The organism is Gemmatimonadota bacterium (assembly GCA_009835325.1).
Classification (GTDB): Bacteria; JAAXHH01; JAAXHH01; order JAAXHH01; family JAAXHH01; genus JAAXHH01.
The window spans coordinates 1-20,893 of sequence record VXWP01000077.1 but is presented as its reverse complement, the minus strand read 5'-3'; the positions used below and the strand labels follow the sequence as shown (position 1 = coordinate 20,893).

The window sequence follows — 20,893 nt, the reverse complement described above, 5'->3', positions numbered from 1 at the left end:
GATCTACGACACGATACCCAGGATGTCCTCTTCCCGCATCATGAGGTATTCGGAATCATCCAGATTGACTTCCGTGCCGGAGTACTTGCCAAAGAGGATCTTGTCGCCGACCTTGACTTCCAGCGACACGCGGTCGCCGTTGTCGCCGACGCGCCCCGGACCGGCCGCCACGACCTCGCCCTGCTGCGGCTTTTCCTTGGCCGTATCGGGAATGATGATGCCGCCGCGCTGTACCTCTTCTTCCTCGAGGCGCTTGACCAGGACCCGGTCGCCCAAAGGTTGTACGTTCATTGCTTCCTGCTCCTTTCACTGGTGATAAGAACGCTGATTTCGAAATCAGCACGATAATGAACGATTATCTCGTCCGCCTACTTCAGTGCAATTTCCGTGCCACTGTGTAATTTGCCGCCCGCCATTCTCGAAACTATAGCTTAATTAGTTGTTAATTAGAATGTTATACTCACTATTGCGAAACGCCGGGTGGTGCTGCCACGCACTTCTGTTTACTGCCAATCTGTCACATGCACCCCATCGAGCCATAATGGCATTGCCTAAATAACATAACAGGCCAATTTAGCCATACCTTACTGGCGTGTCAAGGGCATTCGCAAATCTGATTGTCAAGGACTGGCGTTGTGATATTTTACCTTCTGGCCCGGCTGATCCGGTCCGATGTCCCATGCCCCGCGCACGCAACCATAAAGAAATCACAGGAACGGAAATCACAGGAGTCGATCCATGCCCGTAGTACCCTTCGACAAGCTAAACTGCCTGAGCCGCGAGATCTTCGAGGCGACCGGCATCCCGGCGGAAGACGCTCACATCCTCGCCGATCACCTGACGACCAGCAACCTGCTCGGGCACGATTCCCACGGCGTGTGGTTCATGCCCCGCTACGTCCCGTCCCTGCAGGAGGATTACAGGCCCTGGGAAGACCATATCGTGGTGGCGGACCGGCCTGGATTCGCGCAGATCGACGGGAACGGCGCCAACGGCATCGTGGCGGTGACGAAGGCCCTGTCCCTGGCGGTGGAGAAGGCGCGCAGTGCCACGATCGGCATGATCGCCCTGCGGAACGTCTCCCACATCGGCCGGCTGGGCGACTTCCCTCCGCGGATCGCCGAACAGGGCATGATCGGCATGGTGGGCCTCAACGGCGGCGGTGAATTCGTGGCGCCCTACGGCAGCGCGGACCGGCGCCTGCGTCCCGAGCCCATCTCCTTCGCCGTGCCCCGGGAGAAGGGTCCGCCGCTCATGCTGGACATGACGCTCAGCGTGGTTGCGGGCGGCAAGGTGGAGCAGAAGATCGAGCGCGGCGAGCCCATGCCGGACGGCTGGCTCATCGACCAGCAGGGCCGTTACGTGAACGACGGCAGCCGGTACCACGCCGAGCCGGACCAGGTGGCCGTGCTGCCCCTGGGCGGCCTGCAGTTCGGCCACAAGGGACACGGGCTGGCCATGATGATCGAGATGATCATCGGCCCCCTGTCGAACGCGGGGTGTACGGGCGGGAAGGGCGGCGGCGGGATCCTGATCGCCGCGTTGGATATCGAGGCCTTCATGGACCCGGCCGACTACAGGGCGGAAATCGAAGCCCACGTCGCCTACGTGGGTTCGGCGAAGCCCCTGCCGGGATTCGAAAGGGTCTACGCTCCGGGAGAAATCGAGGAGGACGTCCGGCAGCAGCGTCTAGCCGAGGGCATCTACATCCCGGACAAGACCTGGAACACGATCACGGAAACCGCGGCTGGCCTTGGCGTGGAAATGCCGGTTGTGTAGCACACAGTAGAACACAGGAGAGTCCCATGCCCGACAGACCCGTTCGGGTGGCCGTCTACGGAACCGGCCGGTTCGCACAGGCCACGCACCTGCCCAACCTGAGCCGGATCGACGGCGTCGAGATCGCGGCGCTTTGCGATATCAATGAAGAGGCGTTGCACGAAGCGGCTGCGCAGTTCGGGGTCGACCGCACCTACACGGACGCCCACGCGATGCTGGAGGCCGAAGACCTCGACGCCCTCTGGTCCATCGTGCCGGCCTTCGCGCGCACCGACGTGGAGATCGCCGCGGCCGAGAGAGGTATCCAACTCTTCAGCGAGAAACCCCAGGCCTTGGACATGGCCCTGGCGAAGCAGATCGACGCGGCCGTTCAGAAGGGCGGCGTCATCAGCACGGTAGGCTTCCGGGAACGGTACCGGCCCATCTTCCAGGAAGCCCGGCGGCTGCTCCGGGATAAGCGCGTCGTGCACGTCCGTTTCCAGCAGATCTCGCATAACCCGAAACCGGCCGCCTCTGCCCGCACCGCCTGGTCGCACCAGGTGGAGAAAGGCGGCGTCCGCTTCTTTGACTGGGGCGTGCACGCCACGGACTACACCCGGTTCATGACCGGGCAGGACGTAATCAAGTCCCAGGCCTTCCTGTACCATCCGGAGGAATACCATACGCCGCTCTCTTCGTCCTTTCATTACCGATTGTCGGACGGCGCAACGGCGACGCTGACGTTCATCGAATGCGACCCGGCTGGACCCGGCGAAGAGCCCTACTTCAAGATCTACTTCGACGGCGGAAGGCTGGCGGTTTTCGGATACGAACGGATCGAAGTGAATGACGAGGTCGTCTACGAGGCCGATCCCTTCGACCCATGGCTGGCCCAGGACCAGGCCTTCATCGAGGCGGTCCGGTCCAACAACCCGAATCCGCTTCAAAGCGATTACCACGACGGGCTCAGATCGCTCGCGCCGATCCTGGCCGGATGGGATTCGGCACGCCGGGAAGGGGCCCTCGTGGACGTGGAACGTTTTATCGAGGACGCGTGATCCAGGCGCATTACATCCGGGAGACGACCATGTACCGCATAAGCATGCATTGCTTCGTTCTGGCTGCCCTGCTGATCGCCATGGGCTGCGGCGGACCAAAGGAAGATCTCACCCACCTGCTTGTTGCCGGCGAGCGGATCGGCGTCGTGATGGAGGACGAACGGATCGTTTCACTCAATTCGAAGGAGAACGAACCGGTCGTATGGACGTTGAACCGGTTCGGCGGGGTGATCGAGTCGTGGGACGCGGATGGTTTGACCGTCGTCGTGGATGACGTCGACGTGCCGGAAGGCCTGCTCGATACGTTTTCGTCCGATCGCAACAGGCTCGTGGTCGACGTCGCGCAGGCCGGGGGCAGGGACGGAAACCTCGGCGTATCCTTCGAGCCGATCGGCGATTCAGGTTCCGGCGTAGTCGTACGGATTACCGACGATCTGGTAGCAGAGGGCTTGAGGCGGACCGAGGATGGACTGGAATTGAGGATTTAGAGGGGACAGGTGGGCGATTGCTGGGCGTATTGTTTGGCCACCGTCCTGTTTGTGATCCAACTGAAAGAGAGACCGGTGAAAGAGGGACCGGCTCGATCCTCGTGAATCCGACGTTGACGCGAGTTGCTTATTCCGTACGTTGAAACTTGTGTAAATCTTCGCAGTTTTAGGTAATCGACAAAGGACAACCAAAATGGCGACTTCGATACAACTGACACCCGAAGATGAAATGCGGCTTGAGTTATTAGTATCCAGAACGTCCGGCACCAAGGATTTCTACTTGCGTGAGATCATCGAGTGTGGGCTCGAAGATCTGGAAGACTACTACCTTGCCTCGGACGTACTGGTTCGTCTTGGGCGAAAGGTAGAAGGTATCTATACTGATTCCGAAGCGAGAAAAGCCCTTGACCTTGGCGATTGAATACGCAGAAACCAACCTGATGCAACTCCGTAAGCTCACTAGCCAAGTTTAACCTTAGATACGTGAAATCAGTATTCTAGTCAGTTTTCAACATCTTTAATTGCACCAGTAAGCCCTCAGTGTGCCCAGAAGAGCATGAATACATCGAACAAGAAACTTGCTTCAGCAGTCGAAAATTACTTTACCGAACTGCACCGGATACGGGCTTCCGGCGCCGCAACCGACGAGCGTTCGAACTACGGACCCATTGAAAATCTACTGAATGCTGTTGGTGCCACACTGAGGCCCAGAGTGTTCTGTGTTGGTGAACTTGCTGACCTGGGCGCGGGGCATCCTGATATGGGAATCTTCAATGCCAATCAGGTGCAAAAAGGCAGACCACAAAAGGGGCAGACTCCGGAACGTTGCGCAGTGGAAGTGAAACCTCTTGGAGATGCGAGGGCAACCGCTGTAGGCGAACAGGTCGCTCGCTACTGGTCCCGTTATCGACTGGTGCTGGTTACTGATACTAACGAGTTCATCTTAGTTGGGGAGAATGATGACGGTAAACTGACATTACTAGAGTGCTTTCAGTTAGCCGAGTCTGTCGAGGAGTTCTGGCGTCGCCTAGAGACACCGCGTTCGTTTGCCCGGGAGGTAAGTACGCGATTGGCAGAATACCTCGCTCGTGCATTGTCACATAGGACTGTGCTTACTGAACCTGGCGATCTCGCATGGTTGCTGGCTTCCTATGCCCGTGATGGTCTCTCTCGTGTGGAGGCTGTCGACGATTCGGCATCCCTGGAATCTGTACGTTCGGCTTTGGAAGTCGCACTTGGCGTTCGATTCGAGGGAGAGAAAGGCACACGGTTTTTCCGATCCACGCTACTTCAGACGTTATTCTACGGCGTCTTTTCAGCCTGGGTCTTGTGGGCAAGGCAAACTCCAACACCCGCCGAGCGATTCAACTGGCGGGAAGCAGTATGGCATCTACGCGCCCCCATCATGCAGGCATTGTTCCAGCAACTTTCACAACCTGGCCGCCTACAACCGCTCGGTTTAGTAGAAGTGCTGGACTGGACCGCCGCCGCCCTCGACCGAGTGGACCGAGATATCTTCTTCGCCCACTTCAATGAAGGCGAGGCCGTAACCTATTTCTATGAGCCTTTCTTACAAGCCTTCGACCCGGAACTACGCAAGCAGTTGGGCGTCTGGTACACTCCAACCGAACTCGTACGCTACATGGTCGCACGTGTGGAAATGGTACTCAAAAACGATCTGGGTATTGCGGAAGGGCTGGCAGCGGAGAACGTTTATGTACTTGATCCGTGTTGCGGTACAGGCGCTTTTCTTGTAGAAGTTCTGCGCCGCATTGCAGCCAATCTGGAAACTCGCGGTCTGGGAGCTCTCATTGGTTCGCAAGTGAAGCGAGCTGCACTGGAACGGGTGTTCGGATTTGAGATCCTGCCCGCACCTTTTGTCGTCGCGCATCTTCAGATTGGGCTGGCAATGCAGGCACTGGATGCGAAGCTTGACGATAACGGAACAGAACGCGCCCAAGTCTTCCTTACCAATGCGTTGACCGGCTGGGATCAGAGGAGTGGTAATCCAATCGCTTTCCCTGAACTGGAGGCAGAACGCAGACAAGCAGGAAAGGTTAAGCAAGATACGCCCATCCTGGTCATTTTAGGTAATCCGCCCTACAACGGTTTTGCCGGGATGGCTGTGGATGAGGAGCGAGAACTCTCCAACGCGTATCGCGCTACAAAACAAGTTCGTCGACCCGAGGGCCATGGGCTTAATGACCTTTACGTGCGTTTCTTTCGAATGGCAGAACGGCGTATCTCCAATACAGGCCAGGGGGTGGTCTGCTTTGTGTCTAATTATTCATGGCTCGATGGTCTTTCTTTCACTGGGATGAGAGAGCATTACCTAGAAACGTTCGATGTCATTCGAATAGACAATTTGCATGGCGATCGAATCATATCAGAATACGCGCCCGATGGGCATACAAGCGAAACGGTTTTTGCTATTAAAGGGAAATCGCCAGGTATAAAGGTTGGTACGAGCATCGCATTACTTTCAAAATCAGAACACGTTAGAGATACGTCAATCACAAGACCAGTCCTCTATCGTAGTTTCGATCAAGCGAGAGCTGATGAAAGACGCCGAGCTATTCTAGACAGTCTCGAAAGGATCGATGTCAACTCTAGTTACGAAGAACTTCACCCTGAAATTCGATTGGGACTACCTTTCAAGCCAATGGCTGTAAGTGATGAGTGGTTCACTTGGCCAGCGTTACCAGAGTTATTTCCAGTATCTTATCCAGGTGTCAAGACCAGCCGTGACAGGTTTCTTATAGATACCAATCTTGAACGGCTGAAATCACGTATTGGGGATTACTTTGATGAGAGACTTACGCACGAGGAGATTGCCCGACTCTATCCTTGTGTAATGAAATCTACTGCGAGATACGACGCTCGGAAGGTTAGAGAGTTTCTTGTTTCACGCGGTGGGCCTAAAAAAGATGGATTTGTACAACATTCATACAGGCCCTTCGATAACCGCTGGCTTTATTGGGAAGAAGATACAAAGCTGCTGGATGAAAAACGTGCTGAATATAAACCACAAGTTTTCGAGGGTAACATGTGGCTATCATCTGCGCAGCATTTACGTAAGGGTGCGGACGAACCCCAAGCTTGTCTTACAAGGTATATTAGTTCACTTCATCTAATTGAGCGTACAGCATTGATGATTCCTACGTATCTACGTGAGGATGGTTTTGTTTTTGACGACAACGGGGTACGAAGACGTCCTAATCTGTCTGTTAAAGCAATACGTTATCTTCAAAATCTGAACCTAGGAGTTGAGGATTTGTTCTACCATGTTCTAGCGATCCTTCACGATCCGGTATACCGTGAAACCAATTCAGGTGCACTCAAGATGGAGTGGCCTCGCATCCCGCTTCCTGATTGGCCCGAAGGGAACACAAATGGCTTAGCTGAATCACTTGTTAAGTCGATTGACCGTGGGCGTACGTTATCAGGTCTACTTGATGTACAATCACAAGTACCCGGAGTTACTTCGGGAGAACTACCGCCCGAAATTGCCTCAATAGCAATCCCGTCGACCATCGATAGTCGTCATATGACTAACGGTGATTTTAACTTAACAGCGGGATGGGGTCATTGGGGGTCAGGCAGTACTGTAATGCCCGGACTAGGTAGTATCGCACAACGAGAATATACACCGGAAGAGCGTGCTGCTTTGGGGAACTCGGTCTCCGCTCTGGGTGAAAGAACTATAGACGTGTACTTAAACTGCCGTGCCTATTGGCGAAACATACCTGAATTGATTTGGGAGTACAAGATTGGTGGCTATCAAGTTCTAAAGAAATGGCTTTCATACCGCTCGCATGAGGTGCTCGAAAGGCCACTCAAACCAGAGGAGGTTCAGTATTTTACGGAAATCGTAAGGAGGATCGCTCGTGTCTTGGTAATCTCCAAGCAACATTTATAGTTATCATAGAAAGGTGGTTTCTGGATCGATACAAGTAAAGTAATGCCTTATCCAACAAGCACATTGTCTATGAAGTAACCAGTATCACGCATGTTCAGGATGAGCAGTTGTCCACGCCTTGTCGAGTTCGTATGATTCTACAACTAACTTCACTACTACGGTTTTGTATCGATTCTTACGAAGTTCCATTTGTAATGCTTCAATAAAGAAATGAGTGTTTTTTCATATCGAAGTATAATGGCATTAGAACCGGGCCTTCCCGACCGACGAAACGACCGGAAAACCGTTCTACCTAGCCATACTCAGTCTGTCTTGAAGATAGATGCGACCATTTGCAAATCGGACAGCCGTCATTACCAGTTCATCACCATGCAAGAGGAAAGTGTGCTCATAACATTAAAACCATTTATACGGACTTCCTGACCCGCCCTTGTCCCAAGTTTCTAATCAAATACATGACGATTCGACAGCGTAACTGCATAGGCTCAAAATGTTTGCCAGTTCAAAAGAAATTACTCGGTTTTGGGTTCCTTCTGAAGAATCACCGATCCCCATCCCTGTCATAACACGACCGCAGTTCCTCCCACTGAACGAATTGACTTGGGATTGTTTCCAAAGGCTTTGCGCCCGCCTGGCACAACGGTTCGGTGACGTAGAACATGTTCAAGAGTACGGGATACCGGGCCAACGCCAAGAGGGTATAGACATTTACGTCCGTAGGAAAGAAACTTCCAAGTATTCAGTTTGGCAGTGCAAACGATACCAGGAGTTAAAACCCTCTCAAATTACCGACGCGGTTACGAGTTTCCTAGATGGCACATGGGCAGAGGATACTGATGAGTTAATACTAGCAGTTTCGATCAAAACAGAACAAACGAATCTCGCAAAAGCGATTGAAAAACAAGCTGCCCGCCTTCGCGAACTGAGTATAGTATTCCGGCCTTTTGGAATTACGCAGCTTTCAGAGCACCTGAAAGATCACCCAGATTTGGTAGACGATTTTTTTGGGCGAGAATGGGTACGGAGTTACTGTGGAGAAAAAGCCGCAGTCGAACTGTCAGGCCGCAGACTAAACCCCGCAGATGTCATCCGGCTTCGTCAGCTACTTCGACGATGCTATGCGGAGCATTTTGAGATTACCGATCCTGGAATTCCATCTGTTGCGGGTACATTCGACCCCAACCTCAAGCCTTTGCAGTTACCTAATCGATTTGTACCTCCAGATGTTGAGGTAGAAAGGCAAGTTACTCATACCCACGAACTCTTGGAGGAAGAAAATGTCAGTCAACCGTACCAAGATAAAAGTCGTAGCAACTATGAAGAGTTCGAAGACTCTACCAAGCCACGCAGAACCCATGCTACAACTCGAAATTCGATAGTGCGCTTTCCTGCTATTAATTGGCTTTCGGAATCTGATCTGACAGTTGTACTGGGAAACCCAGGTATAGGCAAAAGTACCTTGCTTCGGTGTGTGATACTTGATCTTCTAAGTACTGAACCGAGCTATAAACTGTGCGTACAACGATGGGGACAGTATTTACCTGTGTGGGTTCCATTTGCCATGTGGACTAGGTTAGTAGGCGAGTCTGAAGCCGAGTGTTCACTTTCAGACGTACTAACACTGTGGCTTCGTAAAGTCTCCGCTTCAGACGAGTTGGTTTCGTTGGTACAAGAAGCTTTAGAGGACTCTCGTTTACTGCTTTTTATAGACGGACTGGATGAATGGAGTAACGCGACGGCGGCTCAAACTACACTCACTCTACTTGACCATTTCGTAGGAGAGCGGAATGTACCTGCAATTGCCAGTAGTCGTCCATTAGGTTACGCTCGTATCGGTGGACTGAGTAGCAGGTGGCGTAAAGGTTTTCTCGCAGGTCTTACGAGGGAACAACAATGTACTTTGGCTGAACGATGGTTCCTACATCGTTCAAATACTCTTACGATGTCTGACGACGAAAATAGCTCGTTTGAATTGAAGCAATCACGGGTTAAGGTCGAAGCCGTTTCATTTATACGTGACTTGCATCATGACGTCCGGTTAGCACGTCTAGCGGAAGTACCTTTGCTCCTTAATGGCCTAGTAGCTCTAGCCGTACAAACTGTGAGCCTTCCTCGTAGCAGGTTTAAAGCGTACGAAGTACTGACTCGATTACTAATGGAAGAGCAACCTAAGCGTCGTGAAAAGGCAGCACATGCGCCTAGAGCTACTACTAAACTAAACATGGAAACGAGGGAGCGTGCGTTAGCTCGTCTAGCTTGGGAAACCCACAATTCTCCAGGTAGCGATGCTTTAAACAAAAGCGACGCTCGCGAAACGCTGATGGATTTTTGTGCCAGTTACCTATGCAAACCTCAAAACGATGCGTTTGAAATAGCCGAAGAACTCTTGTCCATTGGATCTGAGACAATTGGTATTCTTGTCGATAAATCACCGGAAGATATCGGGTTTCTCCACCGATCGTTCCAAGAATACCTTACTGCAAAGTACTTATCAAATCTCCCGATTGAAGAACAGAAACGTATTTTAAAAGTACGATTTGAAAACCTACAGTGGCACGGTGTATTTCTTTGCCTTTGTTATTTGAATACCCGCGATGGCGAGGTGGATTCTTTTGTTGCTGTAATAGAGAGTTTGGAACTCCCTTTCGAAATGGAACTAGAGAGAAAGGGGTTTTTGGCAGAAATCGCCTTTGGAGATCTACATTGTTCACCGGGTTGTGCAAGAAAGTTGGCGAGTGAGACGTTTGAGATTATCGAGACCGGAGTTCACAACCGGACTCGTGAGAGGCTCTTAGAACTCGCGCTTGACGGGCTCGAGTCTGATGTTCTGCGTCCTCTAGTCGAATCTCGTATAAGGCTATGGTTTCCGCGACGACATACCTTCCGTAGCGGTTTGTATGAGTCCATGGCATCATGGTCCAATGATGACAATACATTGGATGCGCTTTGGCGTGGGTTGCTAGATGAGGAAGAAACAAGCCAAAGGAGTGCTGCGCAAGCGATTGCAAAAGTCTACGGAGAAGATCAAGATGTTGCATCAAGGCTAATGGGGTTGATTACTAAACCTACCGAGCCATTGTTGATGGCTCACGCTTTACATTCGTTATGTCTCGGTTGGGAATCGGAAGGCCGCCTTCCAAGAATCTTGGATTTGGCACGTTCGTCTGCCGATACTGCTTTTAAAAGCGTCGCACTAATACACCGTGTGAGACGTAAAGAACATGATGCAAAAGACCGTGAAACATTGATAAGTTTAGCGCAAGGGTACGACTTTGCTTCCTGGATCTGGCAAGAAGACCGAATTCGAGCTTTGATTAATGGTTGGCCGAATGACGTTAGGATTAAAAACGACGCAATCAGTAGTATCAAACACGACAGGAATGGACGGGTTTTCGATTCTGAAGCTATCGGCATTATACTGTTGGAGGGATTCCCGCAGGACAAGGATGTCGCAGAGGCGATCGCGAAACTGTTTCAATCAGAGGACTATCCTAGCCATTTTCTAGGTTTACATTTCAGTTATGGTTGGATCAATAAAGCTTTTGGTGGCAATCGGTATTTAGGGCCAGTTATCGAGGACTGGTTAGAACAGAAATTCGATCGATTACATTGGGAATTCGAACTTGCCTTGTTTACGCGTTCAGACCGAGCGAAGAGACTTCTACTACGGCCTAATCTCGAAACAGGTGTAATCTCGGAAAACCAAGCCAAGTGGTTGTTACAGGGATGGGGTATGAAGGACAAAGACGCGGCTGCGGCCTTACGAAATTTCGCAGATAGTGATTCGGCCAAAAAAGCCGCACACCTATTGCCTGATATTCTTCAAGATAACAAACTGTGTAGGCAGCGCTTATTTGAGTTCTTACAAAACGAACCTGAATACGTAGCCCGATATGCAATAAACGGCATGGCTAAACTTGGACCGGAGAACCTTGAAAATGGAATTTTAGAGTTGGCAGCAACCAAATTTGCTAATGAGGTACCTTCTGGTGGATCGTATCGGGGAGTTAGTGACTTGATCAGGCACTTTCCAAATCATCCTGAAGTGCGAAAATTAGCTCTACATCAATTGGAGAATCGAGGAGGTGACGTAAGCACCGTTGCAATGACATATAGTAGTAGTGATATGTTCCGTTGCAAACTGTACAAACTGTGCATCACTCTCCCTGCCTATCTGAGGCTGTTAGTAGTTGACCGATTGACCCGCTTAAGTCCGGATGATGACTTTTCTCACAATCTATTGTCTGAATACGACGAAGACATTGATGAGAACGTGAAAACAGCAGCTGCCATTGGTTACGCAACATCTGTAAAACGACGAGAAAAAGTATCAAAATCTTTACTTGACGAACTCACCGATCATTTAACCGTAACTGGTCCTGATCTTGGTGAACGTCGGCTTGCTGCGTTTGCTGGGTTACTGGAACTGGACAGACTTGACATCGTTCAAGAAGCCTGGCCTCAAAACGAAAAAACACATATCGCAGTAGGTGGAGGACTAAGAACGAACGTTCGTTTGTGTGAACATCTTGTCCGTCACTGGAATCGCGTTTCTATGGAATTTGGCAAAGGGTTTTGGGAGAGAATTGGCTGGGTGCCAGACGAGTTTCTGGAGGAAATGATCACTCGTACGACCAATCCTAGTTTAGTGAAAGAAATAACCGAGATGATTAGCTCTAAAGGGACGTCTGTACGCTTACTCCGCCTTTACTCTGAACAGTTGAAAGGTACAGTTCGACTACGTGATTTGTGCCTCGAAACCCTCGGCGCGAACATATATGGACAGAGCTGGATAGAACACTCACCCTCGATCTACGCTGCTGAGATTCTCGCAGACCAATTTAATAATGATGTTAAAACATATAATGAACTTGATAAACTTGTACAACAAGGAGCCGTTTCTAGTGCTTTGGTCATCGCCCTTAGCGCAGGCTGGCCAAACACGGATGCTTGGGCAAAAACAATTAAACAGGTGGTGTTTTCTAAACTACTACCACCAGCAAAGTTACACCTGTTGGCTGCGAGTACTCCACCTAATGAGTTTTTGGAGAAATCCTGTAGTATTATTGAGACTTTGAGTGGGGATATATGGGATTTTGTGCCAGTTTGTTCACGTGCGGTAGCTTCACGCTTTGAACACGACAATCTGGTCCGTGAACTTGCTATCGACCGTCTTTGTTCGCATCCCTCTAGCTTCGAAAAAGTGAATCTACCGTCATTTCTTCTCGTTACCGAAGAGAACCAAGAGCGACTTCGAGCATGGATGTGCTCTGAGATAAACCAGCAGTCTGAATGCAATCAAGTGGCCGAAGTTGCGTTGGATCTAGCGACTGAATCAGTCCGTCCTGTTTGCTACGTTTTAATGGAGAACTTGATTACTTAAAATGTATTAAATTGGTCGATCGGACGGTTTAAGGCTAACATCCTGTATATATGGAATTTAGTGTCGACTTATGTGCTATACTGCGATGTTACGTCCTTAGTAACATTAAAAACTGCTTCCGTGAATCTGGGTCCACCTTAGTGGCGTTCAAACTTTCTGTCGTTGATAGTATTCCAGACTGAGTATTCACACAAGATCCTCCCACAGACCCTCCAGTACCGTCCATCTGGCCACCATATCTTCCCTGTCGAGAATCCCATCTACGAGCCGAAAAAGACTCGTGCCCAGGTCCGCTGGCAGGGTATCAAACACTCCGATATCTTTGTGAACCCATCGCGGCGTACTCAGAAACCGCCCATTCCTTATATACAGCACGATCAGTAAATCGTTCACGGCCTGGTTGGCCAGGCAGTAGAGGTGGATCCGGTCGTCGACGTCCTGCGCCTTTCGCCACTGGTCCCGAAACAGGGGCAACCGATGCTGTGCTTTCGCAGTAATTGAATTCACCAGTTCATCGGGCAGGCGCCCGAGTACCGCCTTCCATTCGCCGAGCCGTCCGTCCGGATCAATCAGGACATGACAGTGTTGCAGCTCCTCGGCAAGGATCCGCTGCTCGGGCGGCCTGGGAAACGCCGCCAACATATCTTCCACGGTCTGCCGCGACCAGTAGCGGATGTGCACCATCGCCCCGTCGAGCACCACGCTGTCGCAAGCCGGCTCGATCAAGGGCCCGTGGCGTATGTCCGGCCAGGTCGAGATAAACCGGCGGCGTACGTCCTCCCGGGGAATGCCCGGCCCGAAAACGAGCAGGTCGATGTCCGACTGGCGGTCGGCGAATCCTCTTCCCAGAGATCCGCCCAGCGCCACGGCGCTCGCTCCCTCGAGCAGCCGCATCCTTTCCGCGATCTCGGCGGCCAGGGCGTACAGCTCACCAGGATCCCGGGATTGATCCGGCTTGAAAGACCCTTCCTCGATATTCTGGTCCAACGCGCCATGATCGCCACCGAATTCGTTCAGTAACTCCAGGGTATCCCGCATCAGCCGGGACGCGGTCGCCCAGGCTTTCTCAGGTACACGTTCGGTCGCCAGCGTCCAGAGGGCATCGCCGGCGTTTTCCGGCGCCCTGGACAACCCGTTCAACCGGTTACGTGCGCCTTCGAGTCGCGACGGATAAAACATGGTCTCCGGCAAGCCGTTCATCCCGTAGAGCACGGTGGCGGTCTGGTGGATGATCAGGTAGAGGGCGTACCTGAATCGGACGTGATCGCCGCGATCTATCAGGTTGGTCGGGGGAAGCCGCAGCCACCATCCAAGCTGGTTCGCCGCTTCCGTCACGTGGTTTGATAGAGGAGATCGTCCAGGCACGCTATTTCAGCCAATCAAAGGCGAGCCGCCGGAGAGCGAGAGATAGGTTACCGAGGAGCGGGAGAAGGCATGATCAGCGTGGGGTCCTGCTGCATGTCCGGCAGGGCGGGTTCCGGTTTCCGCTGGTCTTCGGGGATCAGCGTACGGGCCACGGCGATCTCGTCGCAGTGGGTGAAACGGGCGCAGGTGGTACAGTCCTTCCATACCTTGTGCGGCAGGGTCTCGCGTTCGACCACCTCGAACCCGTGGCGGCCGAAGAAGCTGGTCTCGTAGGTCAGGGCGAAGACCCGGGCGACGCCCAGTTCCTCGGCCTCCGCGATCAGCTCATCGACGATGCGTCCTCCGATGCCGCCGCCCTGACATCCACGCCGGACTGCCAGGGACCGCACCTCGGCCAGGTCGTGCCACACGATCACGAGGGAACCGCAGCCTATCACCTGGCCGTCCCGCTCGCCCACGACAAAGTACCGGATGTGCTCGAACAGGCGGTAGACTGACACCGGAAGGAGGATGTCCTCTTCGATGTAGGGCTGGAGGATCTCCATGATCTCGGGGACGTCCCCGATCACGGCCGGACGGATGACGATGTCGCTTCCGTTCGAGGCCGGCGACCTGGTTGTGTCTGATTGGTTCATGGCCGTCAAGCTCCCTTACAACCTACTCCCTTGCATCCTCCACGACGGACTCGCGGGCCTGTTCCAGCCGCTTATCCGCGCGCCAGGATCTCGCGGGCCTGTTCCAGCTGCTGCTCGACCGGTTTGCGGCCGGTCCCACCGGGCAGATCGCGCTTGTCGGCACTGTCGTCGAACCTGAGCCCGGCGATCACCGCTTCATCGAAGTGTTCCGAATACCGTCGGTACAGGTCGAGCGGCAGGTCGCGCAGGCTGCAGCCTCGGTTCATGGCCTCGTCCACGAGGGAGGCCACGATGCCGTGTCCTTCCCGGAACGGCACCCCGCACCGGGTCAGGTAGTCCGCCAGGTCCGTGGCCAGCATGGCGTCGTCCATGTTTTCTTCAACCCGGTCGCCTCTTACCTCCAGCGTCTCCCAGATCGCCGTGAAGACCGTCAGTGCGACGGTCACCGTATCGATGGCGTCGAAGAGCGGTTCCTTTTCATCCTGCATGTCCTTGTTGTACGTGTGGGGCAGGCCCTTGAGTATGGTGACGAGGGAGAGCAGACTGCCCACGACGCGGCCGGTCTTGCCCCGTAGCAGTTCGGCGGCGTCCGGGTTCTTCTTCTGAGGCATAATGCTGCTGCCCGTGGCCAGCCGGGGATGCTGCGTGACGTACCCGAATTCCGTGGACGACCAGATGACCAGGTCCTCGCAGGCCCGGCTGATCCGGATCATCAGCGTCGTGCAGGCGGCGAGGAACTCGACGTTGAAATCGCGGTCGCTCACCGCGTCGATGCTGTTGGGCGAGACGCCGTCGAAACCCAGTTCGCCGGCCAGGAACGCGCGGTCGATCGGGAAGGCGCTGCCCGCCATCGCCCCGGCGCCGAGGGGCATGACGTTGATCCGCTTCCGGCAGTCCGCCAGGCGCTCCCGATCCCGCTGAAGCCCGAACAGGAGCGAAAGCGCGTAGTGGGCGAACCGGATCGGCTGCGCCTGCTGCAGGTGGGTATACCCGGGGAAGACGATGTCCACCGTGCGTTCGGCCAGCCCCAGCAGTGCTGCCTGGCAATCCCGGATCCGCCTGGAGACGTCGTCCACCACCTCGCGGAGATACAGTCGCTCGTCCGTGGCGTTCTGGTCGTTCCGGCTCCGGCCCGTGTGCAGCTTTCCGCCCACGGGACCCACTTTCTCGATCAGCCGTTTCTCCACGGCCATGTGGATGTCTTCCAGGTCCCGGGTCAGCACATAGGCGCCGCTTTCGATCTCGCCTTCGATCTCGCCCAGTGCCTCTTCGATAACCCGGCCCTCATCGGCGGTGAGCACGCCGATGCGCACGAGCCCACGGGCATAGGCGATGCTGCCCCGGATGTCCACGCGGAACAGGCGGCGGTCCGCGTCGATGGACGCGTGGAAATCATCCATGAGTTGTTTGAGTGCTTCGTCCCGGCGGTCGGTCATGATGCTCCTGTTCAAGTCTAATCGGTCACTTTGTGGAGGGAGGGTGGCGCGGGCAGTTCCTCACCGCGCGTCCAGCACACCGCCGAGGATCCCGAGCGCCTCGTCCAAGTGCCGCTGCTCGATCACCAGGGGCGGCGCGCAGCGGAGCACGTTGTCCCCGGCCGTTCCCACGATCAGGCCTGCGTCCCGGCACGCGTTCACGATGTCACCTACCTTGTCTTCGAATTCCACGCCGATCAACAGGCCCGCGCCCCGGACCTCCTTGATGTCCTGATGCGTTTTAGCGAGGGCATTCAGTCCGGCGGTCAGTTTGCCGCCCATTTCCAGGGCCCGGTCCGCCAGCCCCTCATCGATCATCTTGCTGACGACGGCGTGGGCCACGTGACAGGCCACCGGGTTCGCCCCGAAAGTGGAGCCGTGCATGCCCGGCTTGAGGACTTCGGCGATATGGGATTTCATCATGACGGCGCCGATGGGCAGGCCGCCGGCCAGCGGTTTGGCCAGGGTCATGACGTCCGGCTCGATGCCGTGGTGCTGGTAGGCGAAGAGCTTGCCCGTGCGGCACAGGCCGCACTGGATTTCGTCGAAGATCAGGGCGACTTTGCGTTCGTCGCACAACCTGCGCAGATGCCGCAGGAATTCCACGTGCGCCGGGTTCACGCCGCCCTCTCCCTGGACGGGCTCCACCATCACGGCCGCGGTCCGTTCCGCCGATATCGCCTCTTCGAGGGGCTCGATCTCGTTGAGGGGCAGGTAGACCATCCCCGGCAGCATGGGCTTGAACCCCTCGTGGTACTTGGGCTGGGCCGTGGCGCTGACGGCGCCGTAGGTCCGGCCGTGAAACGCGTTCTCGAAGGTCACGATCTCGTGCTTGGCTTCGCCGCCCGCTTCGGACGCCCACCGGCGGGTGAACTTGAGGGCCGCCTCGATGGACTCCGATCCGCTGTTGCAGAAGAAGATCCTGGCCGGAAAGGCGTTTTCCACCAGCAGCTTCGCGAGCTTCACGTGGGGTTCCGTGTGGTACAGGTTGGAGATGTGCATCAGCTTCGCGGACTGCTGCGCCACGGCGCCGATGATCTCCGGTACCCCGTGGCCCAGGGAATTCACCGCGATGCCGCCGAGGAAATCGAGATACCGCCTGCCCTCGAGGTCGTAGACGTAAGCGCCGCTGCCCCGGTCGAACACGACGGGCGGACGCACGTAGGTCGGCGCGATGTACTGTTCCTCCAGGGCGATGATCTCTTCGGTAGTCATGCTTGATCCTTTCATCCAGTGGTTGCTATCCGGTCGTCACTACCGTTCCGAAAACACTTTCATCCGATGCCAATTCCTTCCGCAGCGTTCCGGCCCCCTGCCACGCGATGATGCGGGCGCGTCGGACGCCATAGGACAGGCACTCGAGGGCGGAGCGGACCTTGGGAATCATCCCGCCCGTGATCTCGCCCGCTTCGATCAGCGCGTCGGCCAGTTCGGGGGTCAACTTGCGAACGGGCCGGCCGTCGGACCGGTGGATGCCGGCCACGTCCGAAATGAACACGATGTCGTCGCAGGCCACGGCCCGGGCGATGTCCAGCGCGGCGTGGTCCGCGTTGACGTTGTAGGTCTCCCCGTTGACGCCCCCCGAAATGGGGGAGACCACAGGCGTGACGTGGTTCGACGCGCAGAGATCGAAGAGGGTGGTATTCACCTCGACGATCTCTCCCACGAAGCCGATGTCCACGCCGTCCTCCCGGTACTTCTCCGCCCGCAGCAGGCCCATGTCCTTCCCGCTTACGCCGAGGGCGTTCACTCCGCTGTGCTGAAAGCGCGAGACCAGTTCCTTGTTGACCTTGCCCGACAGGACCATCTCCACGATCTCGACCATGTCGCCGTCCGTGACGCGAAGACCGTTCACGAAGGTGAACTCCTTGCCGAGAAGCTCAAGGTACCGGCCGATCTCCGCACCGCCGCCGTGGACGATGATCGGGAAAACGTCCGGCAGGTCCCGAAGGTCGGCGGCCAGCTCCTCGATCACGCCGTCCTGCTCGATCGTCGCGCCGCCCAGTTTTACCACGATGTTTTGTGCCATGCTAGATCAGCCCCGTCGTTTCGTCCAGGCCGCTCATGACGTTCACGTTCTGCAGTGCCTGGCCGGCGGCGCCCTTGACCAGGTTGTCGATGGCGGACGTGACAATGGCCAGGTCCGAACCGTCCACCCGGTCGACGCGCAGGTCGCAGTAGTTCGTCCAGGTCACGAAGCGCGTCTCGGGATAGCCGGACTGCGACAGCCGGATGAAAGGCTCCCCTTCGTAGCGCTGCTCGTACAGGGCCGCCAGGCCTTCATGGGTCGCGCCGTTCTTCACGTTTACGTAGGTCGTCGCCAGGATGCCCCGGCTCATGGGCGTCAGGTGGGGCGAAAAGACGACATAGGGCCGCGCGTTGGAGAACCTGGACAGTTCCTGTTCGATTTCCCCCACGTGGCGGTGCGAATGGCCGATGTTGTACGGCGTGATGCTGTCGTTCACCTCCACGTAGAGATTCCGCAGCTTCAGGCCCCGTCCGGCGCCGCTGACGCCCGACTTGGCGTCCACGATGATCTGCCTGGCGTCTATCACGCCCTCTTCGAGCAGCGGGGCCAGGCCGAGGATCACGCCGGTGGGATAGCAGCCGGGGTTGCCCACGAGATCGGCCGTCCGTATGCGGTCCCGGTTCAGTTCGGGAATCCCGTAGACCGCGGAATCGAGGAGCGACGGGGCGGTGTGCGGACGATTGTACCAGGACGTATACACCTCCGGGTCGTCAAAGCGGAAATCGGAACTGACGTCCACGACGCGCACGCCCCGGTCGAGAAAAGCGCCGACCCGGTCCATGGCCACCCCGTCCGGCGTGCAGAAACAGACCACGCCAGCGGGTTCGTCCGCAATGTCGTCCAGGGATCTCAGCGTGATGTCCCGGTCCGGATCCACCCGGGGAAAGACCTCGCCGAGTTTCTGGCCGGTGTACTGTTCCGAAGTGGCGAACGCGATCTCGATGTCCGGATGACGCGACGCCAGCCGGTACAGTTCCATGCCCGTGTATCCCGTCGCGCCGATGATGCCCAGTCTGATCATGTACCAGCCCTCTTCTGCTTCATGATATCTTTGATGCGCCGCAGTGTTTTCCCTGCATGGGCGGTCGACTTGGTGATTAGCAGAATCGTGTTCTCGCCCGCGACGCTGCCCACGATCTCTGGCCATTCCGCCTGGTCGATGGCCTCGCACACCCCGGACGCGTGACCGGCGGAGGTCTGCAGGACGACCTGGTTCATCGCGTCGTCCGCGCTGACGACGAAATCCCGGATCTCCCGCTCGACCAGTTCGTCCTGGGTCTCCACCGAGTAGTAACGCGGCAGCACGTACTTGTACTGCCCGTCCGCGAGACGCGTCTTGATGACGTGCAGTTCCTTGAAATCCTTGGACAGCGTGCCCTGGTTGACGTCGATCCCTTCCGTATGCAGGGCCGCGATTACTTCCTTGTGCGTATGGAAGTGCCCCCGCTCGATGAGTGATCGTATGGTGCCCTGGCGCTGGTGTTTGGCGTTCATGTTTGATCAAATAAATATGTGTTTACGAGCATAATTATTCCAATAAACGCACTACAATATATGGTCAGATCGCTAGCCGTCAAGAAAAAAGACCGGCGAGTCAGGTTGCAGTCAAGAAAACTCAGATGAGTACGTCGAGGAGATTCGGGGAAGGTGATCGTGGATATAGTGCCTCAAGGACGATGTCGTTCACCGGACATCCTTTAACGTGTTGCGACATAGGGTACTCGGTGCTGATTGAAGCCCAGGTCCTATATGTCCGATGGCCCGGTCAAAACACCTTCGGACTACTCACTGCCGGTGCATGGTGGCTGAATGATCTTGAAAGTTGAACAGGAACGGTACACGGCGAGCACGGAGTCGGCTTCAGCCTGATCCATTGACAAGCCGTATTTCCGCTTGACTTCCAGGTATTTCCCCACGTACCAGCATCGGTTGTTTTCCGGCATCCAGTTCGCGGGATCCTTGTCCCTTTTCTCGTAACGATTCAATCGAGGCGCCGCCAGCGTCAGGTTGTCCAGGTCCGAAGCGAACCGCTGTCGTTCCGCTCGCGTCCTCGACCCCATACCACTGTCGTGGGCTTCCGAATTGGCCACGATGTGCTCGATATCTGTTGCTCCCACATCGCTGAAACAACGCATCGAATAAGGTGAGTATATACCGCCTTGCCGGATTACGATCTGATGTTCGATGGAAGCCGGATAGGCATAGTCGCTTCTATCGTAGACCGTATGCCTCACTTCCGGCGCGACGGAAACGCCCAGTTCAGGATGCATCTTCCCTGGTACTGTTGGTGCTGTACGGCGAGGGGCAGAAGCTCCTTCCGTCAGACCTGCGAGCGCCTTGAGCGCTTCTGCCTTGGAGTCGAAGGTCCTCCCGGCCAGCGGCCCCTCATGAAAATGGTAGTTGCCCTGGCTGCGGTTGTTATGGCCGCCATGCTTGTCTTTCCGACCGCCGTGGGCTAGAGCGTCGGCGGCAAACGATACATGGCACAGCACCAGCAGAATGCAGGTAACCCCCGTCATCCGGATCCTGCCAGCTACTCGCGATGCACTTACACAGGCGGAAATACGGCCGATATTTCGTAGAATCGAATACATATGTATACACAATATATATACATACGTAAACACGGCAACCGGATCGGTACTGGCTACCGGGCCGTATTCCTACGAAATCGGATGAGATAGCAATGGGATGAAAATGGGATGAAGTAACAGAACTTGCAGGAATTACCGACGCGATGCATTTAGCCCAGCTGGATGAGGAGGCCTTAAGGCAGTACGTTC

At 55.2% G+C, this 20,893-nt stretch carries 15 protein-coding genes; 6 read left to right on the top strand and 9 right to left on the bottom strand.

Going from position 1 to position 20,893, the window contains the following annotated elements; genetic code table 11:
• Window positions 1–3 precede the first annotated feature (3 nt).
• A complete protein-coding gene (locus F4Z81_09775) occupies window positions 4–291 on the bottom strand; it encodes a co-chaperone GroES (protein ID MXW05341.1) in 288 nt (95 codons plus the stop codon).
• Between the two features lie 447 nt (window positions 292–738).
• On the opposite strand from F4Z81_09775, the gene F4Z81_09770 reads away from it, so the two are divergent.
• The 6 genes from F4Z81_09770 (at window position 739) to F4Z81_09745 (ending at window position 12,606) form a co-directional block, all read left to right on the top strand.
• Window positions 739–1,779 carry an Ldh family oxidoreductase gene (locus tag F4Z81_09770; GenBank protein MXW05340.1) on the top strand — a complete coding sequence of 347 codons (1,041 nt, stop codon included), beginning with the start codon at window positions 739–741 and terminating at the stop codon, window positions 1,777–1,779.
• A gap of 26 nt (window positions 1,780–1,805) precedes the next feature.
• Entirely contained in the window at window positions 1,806–2,816 is a 1,011-nt protein-coding gene (locus F4Z81_09765; GenBank protein MXW05339.1) for a Gfo/Idh/MocA family oxidoreductase, read from the top strand.
• Window positions 2,813–3,304 carry a hypothetical protein gene (locus F4Z81_09760; GenBank protein ID MXW05338.1) on the top strand — a complete coding sequence of 164 codons (492 nt, stop codon included), beginning with the start codon at window positions 2,813–2,815 and terminating at the stop codon, window positions 3,302–3,304. The genes F4Z81_09765 and F4Z81_09760 overlap by 4 nt, the downstream gene beginning before the upstream one ends.
• A 193-nt stretch (window positions 3,305–3,497) precedes the next feature.
• Window positions 3,498–3,725, top strand: coding sequence for a CopG family transcriptional regulator (locus F4Z81_09755; GenBank protein MXW05337.1), 228 nt, complete (start codon window positions 3,498–3,500; stop codon window positions 3,723–3,725).
• Between the two features lie 135 nt (window positions 3,726–3,860).
• On the top strand, window positions 3,861–7,223 hold the full coding sequence (locus F4Z81_09750) for an N-6 DNA methylase (protein ID MXW05336.1): 3,363 nt from the start codon (window positions 3,861–3,863) through the stop codon (window positions 7,221–7,223).
• 490 nt (window positions 7,224–7,713) lie between these two features.
• Complete coding sequence (locus F4Z81_09745; GenBank protein MXW05335.1) at window positions 7,714–12,606, top strand: NACHT domain-containing protein; 4,893 nt, start codon at window positions 7,714–7,716, stop codon at window positions 12,604–12,606.
• A 186-nt stretch (window positions 12,607–12,792) separates the two neighbouring features.
• Here F4Z81_09745 and F4Z81_09740 read toward each other — a convergent pair whose 3' ends face one another.
• The 8 genes from F4Z81_09740 to F4Z81_09705 form a co-directional block, all read right to left on the bottom strand.
• Complete coding sequence (locus F4Z81_09740) at window positions 12,793–13,971, bottom strand: hypothetical protein (protein ID MXW05334.1); 1,179 nt, start codon at window positions 13,969–13,971, stop codon at window positions 12,793–12,795.
• Window positions 13,972–14,018: 47 nt separating this feature from the next.
• Window positions 14,019–14,606: an N-acetyltransferase gene (locus F4Z81_09735; GenBank protein ID MXW05333.1), complete on the bottom strand. Its 588-nt coding sequence runs from the start codon at window positions 14,604–14,606 to the stop codon at window positions 14,019–14,021.
• Window positions 14,607–14,677: 71 nt separating this feature from the next.
• The gene (gene argH, locus F4Z81_09730; protein MXW05332.1) at window positions 14,678–16,042 is read right to left on the bottom strand and encodes an argininosuccinate lyase; all 1,365 of its coding nucleotides are present in this window, start codon (window positions 16,040–16,042) and stop codon (window positions 14,678–14,680) included.
• Window positions 16,043–16,102: 60 nt separating this feature from the next.
• Window positions 16,103–17,296 (bottom strand): aspartate aminotransferase family protein, encoded by a 1,194-nt coding sequence (locus F4Z81_09725; protein ID MXW05331.1) that lies wholly within the window; start codon window positions 17,294–17,296, stop codon window positions 16,103–16,105.
• Window positions 17,297–17,321: 25 nt separating this feature from the next.
• Window positions 17,322–18,110: an acetylglutamate kinase gene (gene argB / locus F4Z81_09720; GenBank protein MXW05330.1), complete on the bottom strand. Its 789-nt coding sequence runs from the start codon at window positions 18,108–18,110 to the stop codon at window positions 17,322–17,324.
• A 1-nt stretch (window position 18,111) separates the two neighbouring features.
• Window positions 18,112–19,131: an N-acetyl-gamma-glutamyl-phosphate reductase gene (locus F4Z81_09715; GenBank protein ID MXW05329.1), complete on the bottom strand. Its 1,020-nt coding sequence runs from the start codon at window positions 19,129–19,131 to the stop codon at window positions 18,112–18,114.
• Window positions 19,128–19,604, bottom strand: coding sequence for an arginine repressor (locus F4Z81_09710; GenBank protein MXW05328.1), 477 nt, complete (start codon window positions 19,602–19,604; stop codon window positions 19,128–19,130). Before F4Z81_09710 ends, F4Z81_09715 begins: the two co-directional genes overlap by 4 nt.
• A 287-nt stretch (window positions 19,605–19,891) precedes the next feature.
• Window positions 19,892–20,704, bottom strand: a complete 813-nt coding sequence (locus F4Z81_09705; protein ID MXW05327.1) for an HNH endonuclease — start codon at window positions 20,702–20,704, stop codon at window positions 19,892–19,894.
• Between the last annotated feature and the right edge of the window lie 189 nt (window positions 20,705–20,893).

Excerpts from the sequence above, each read along its gene's own strand:
- F4Z81_09770 (MXW05340.1), top strand. The coding sequence starts at position 739 with ATGCCCGTAGTACCCTTCGACAAGCTAAACTGCCTGAGCCGCGAGATC.
- argH (MXW05332.1), bottom strand. The coding sequence starts at position 16,042 with ATGACCGACCGCCGGGACGAAGCACTCAAACAACTCATGGATGATTTC.
- F4Z81_09710 (MXW05328.1), bottom strand. The coding sequence starts at position 19,604 with ATGAACGCCAAACACCAGCGCCAGGGCACCATACGATCACTCATCGAG.
- F4Z81_09755 (MXW05337.1), top strand. The coding sequence starts at position 3,498 with ATGGCGACTTCGATACAACTGACACCCGAAGATGAAATGCGGCTTGAG.
- F4Z81_09725 (MXW05331.1), bottom strand. The coding sequence starts at position 17,296 with ATGACTACCGAAGAGATCATCGCCCTGGAGGAACAGTACATCGCGCCG.
- F4Z81_09735 (MXW05333.1), bottom strand. The coding sequence starts at position 14,606 with ATGAACCAATCAGACACAACCAGGTCGCCGGCCTCGAACGGAAGCGAC.
- argB (MXW05330.1), bottom strand. The coding sequence starts at position 18,110 with ATGGCACAAAACATCGTGGTAAAACTGGGCGGCGCGACGATCGAGCAG.
- F4Z81_09750 (MXW05336.1), top strand. The coding sequence starts at position 3,861 with ATGAATACATCGAACAAGAAACTTGCTTCAGCAGTCGAAAATTACTTT.
- F4Z81_09775 (MXW05341.1), bottom strand. The coding sequence starts at position 291 with ATGAACGTACAACCTTTGGGCGACCGGGTCCTGGTCAAGCGCCTCGAG.
- F4Z81_09765 (MXW05339.1), top strand. The coding sequence starts at position 1,806 with ATGCCCGACAGACCCGTTCGGGTGGCCGTCTACGGAACCGGCCGGTTC.
- F4Z81_09745 (MXW05335.1), top strand. The coding sequence starts at position 7,714 with ATGTTTGCCAGTTCAAAAGAAATTACTCGGTTTTGGGTTCCTTCTGAA.
- F4Z81_09705 (MXW05327.1), bottom strand. The coding sequence starts at position 20,704 with ATGTATTCGATTCTACGAAATATCGGCCGTATTTCCGCCTGTGTAAGT.
- F4Z81_09715 (MXW05329.1), bottom strand. The coding sequence starts at position 19,131 with ATGATCAGACTGGGCATCATCGGCGCGACGGGATACACGGGCATGGAA.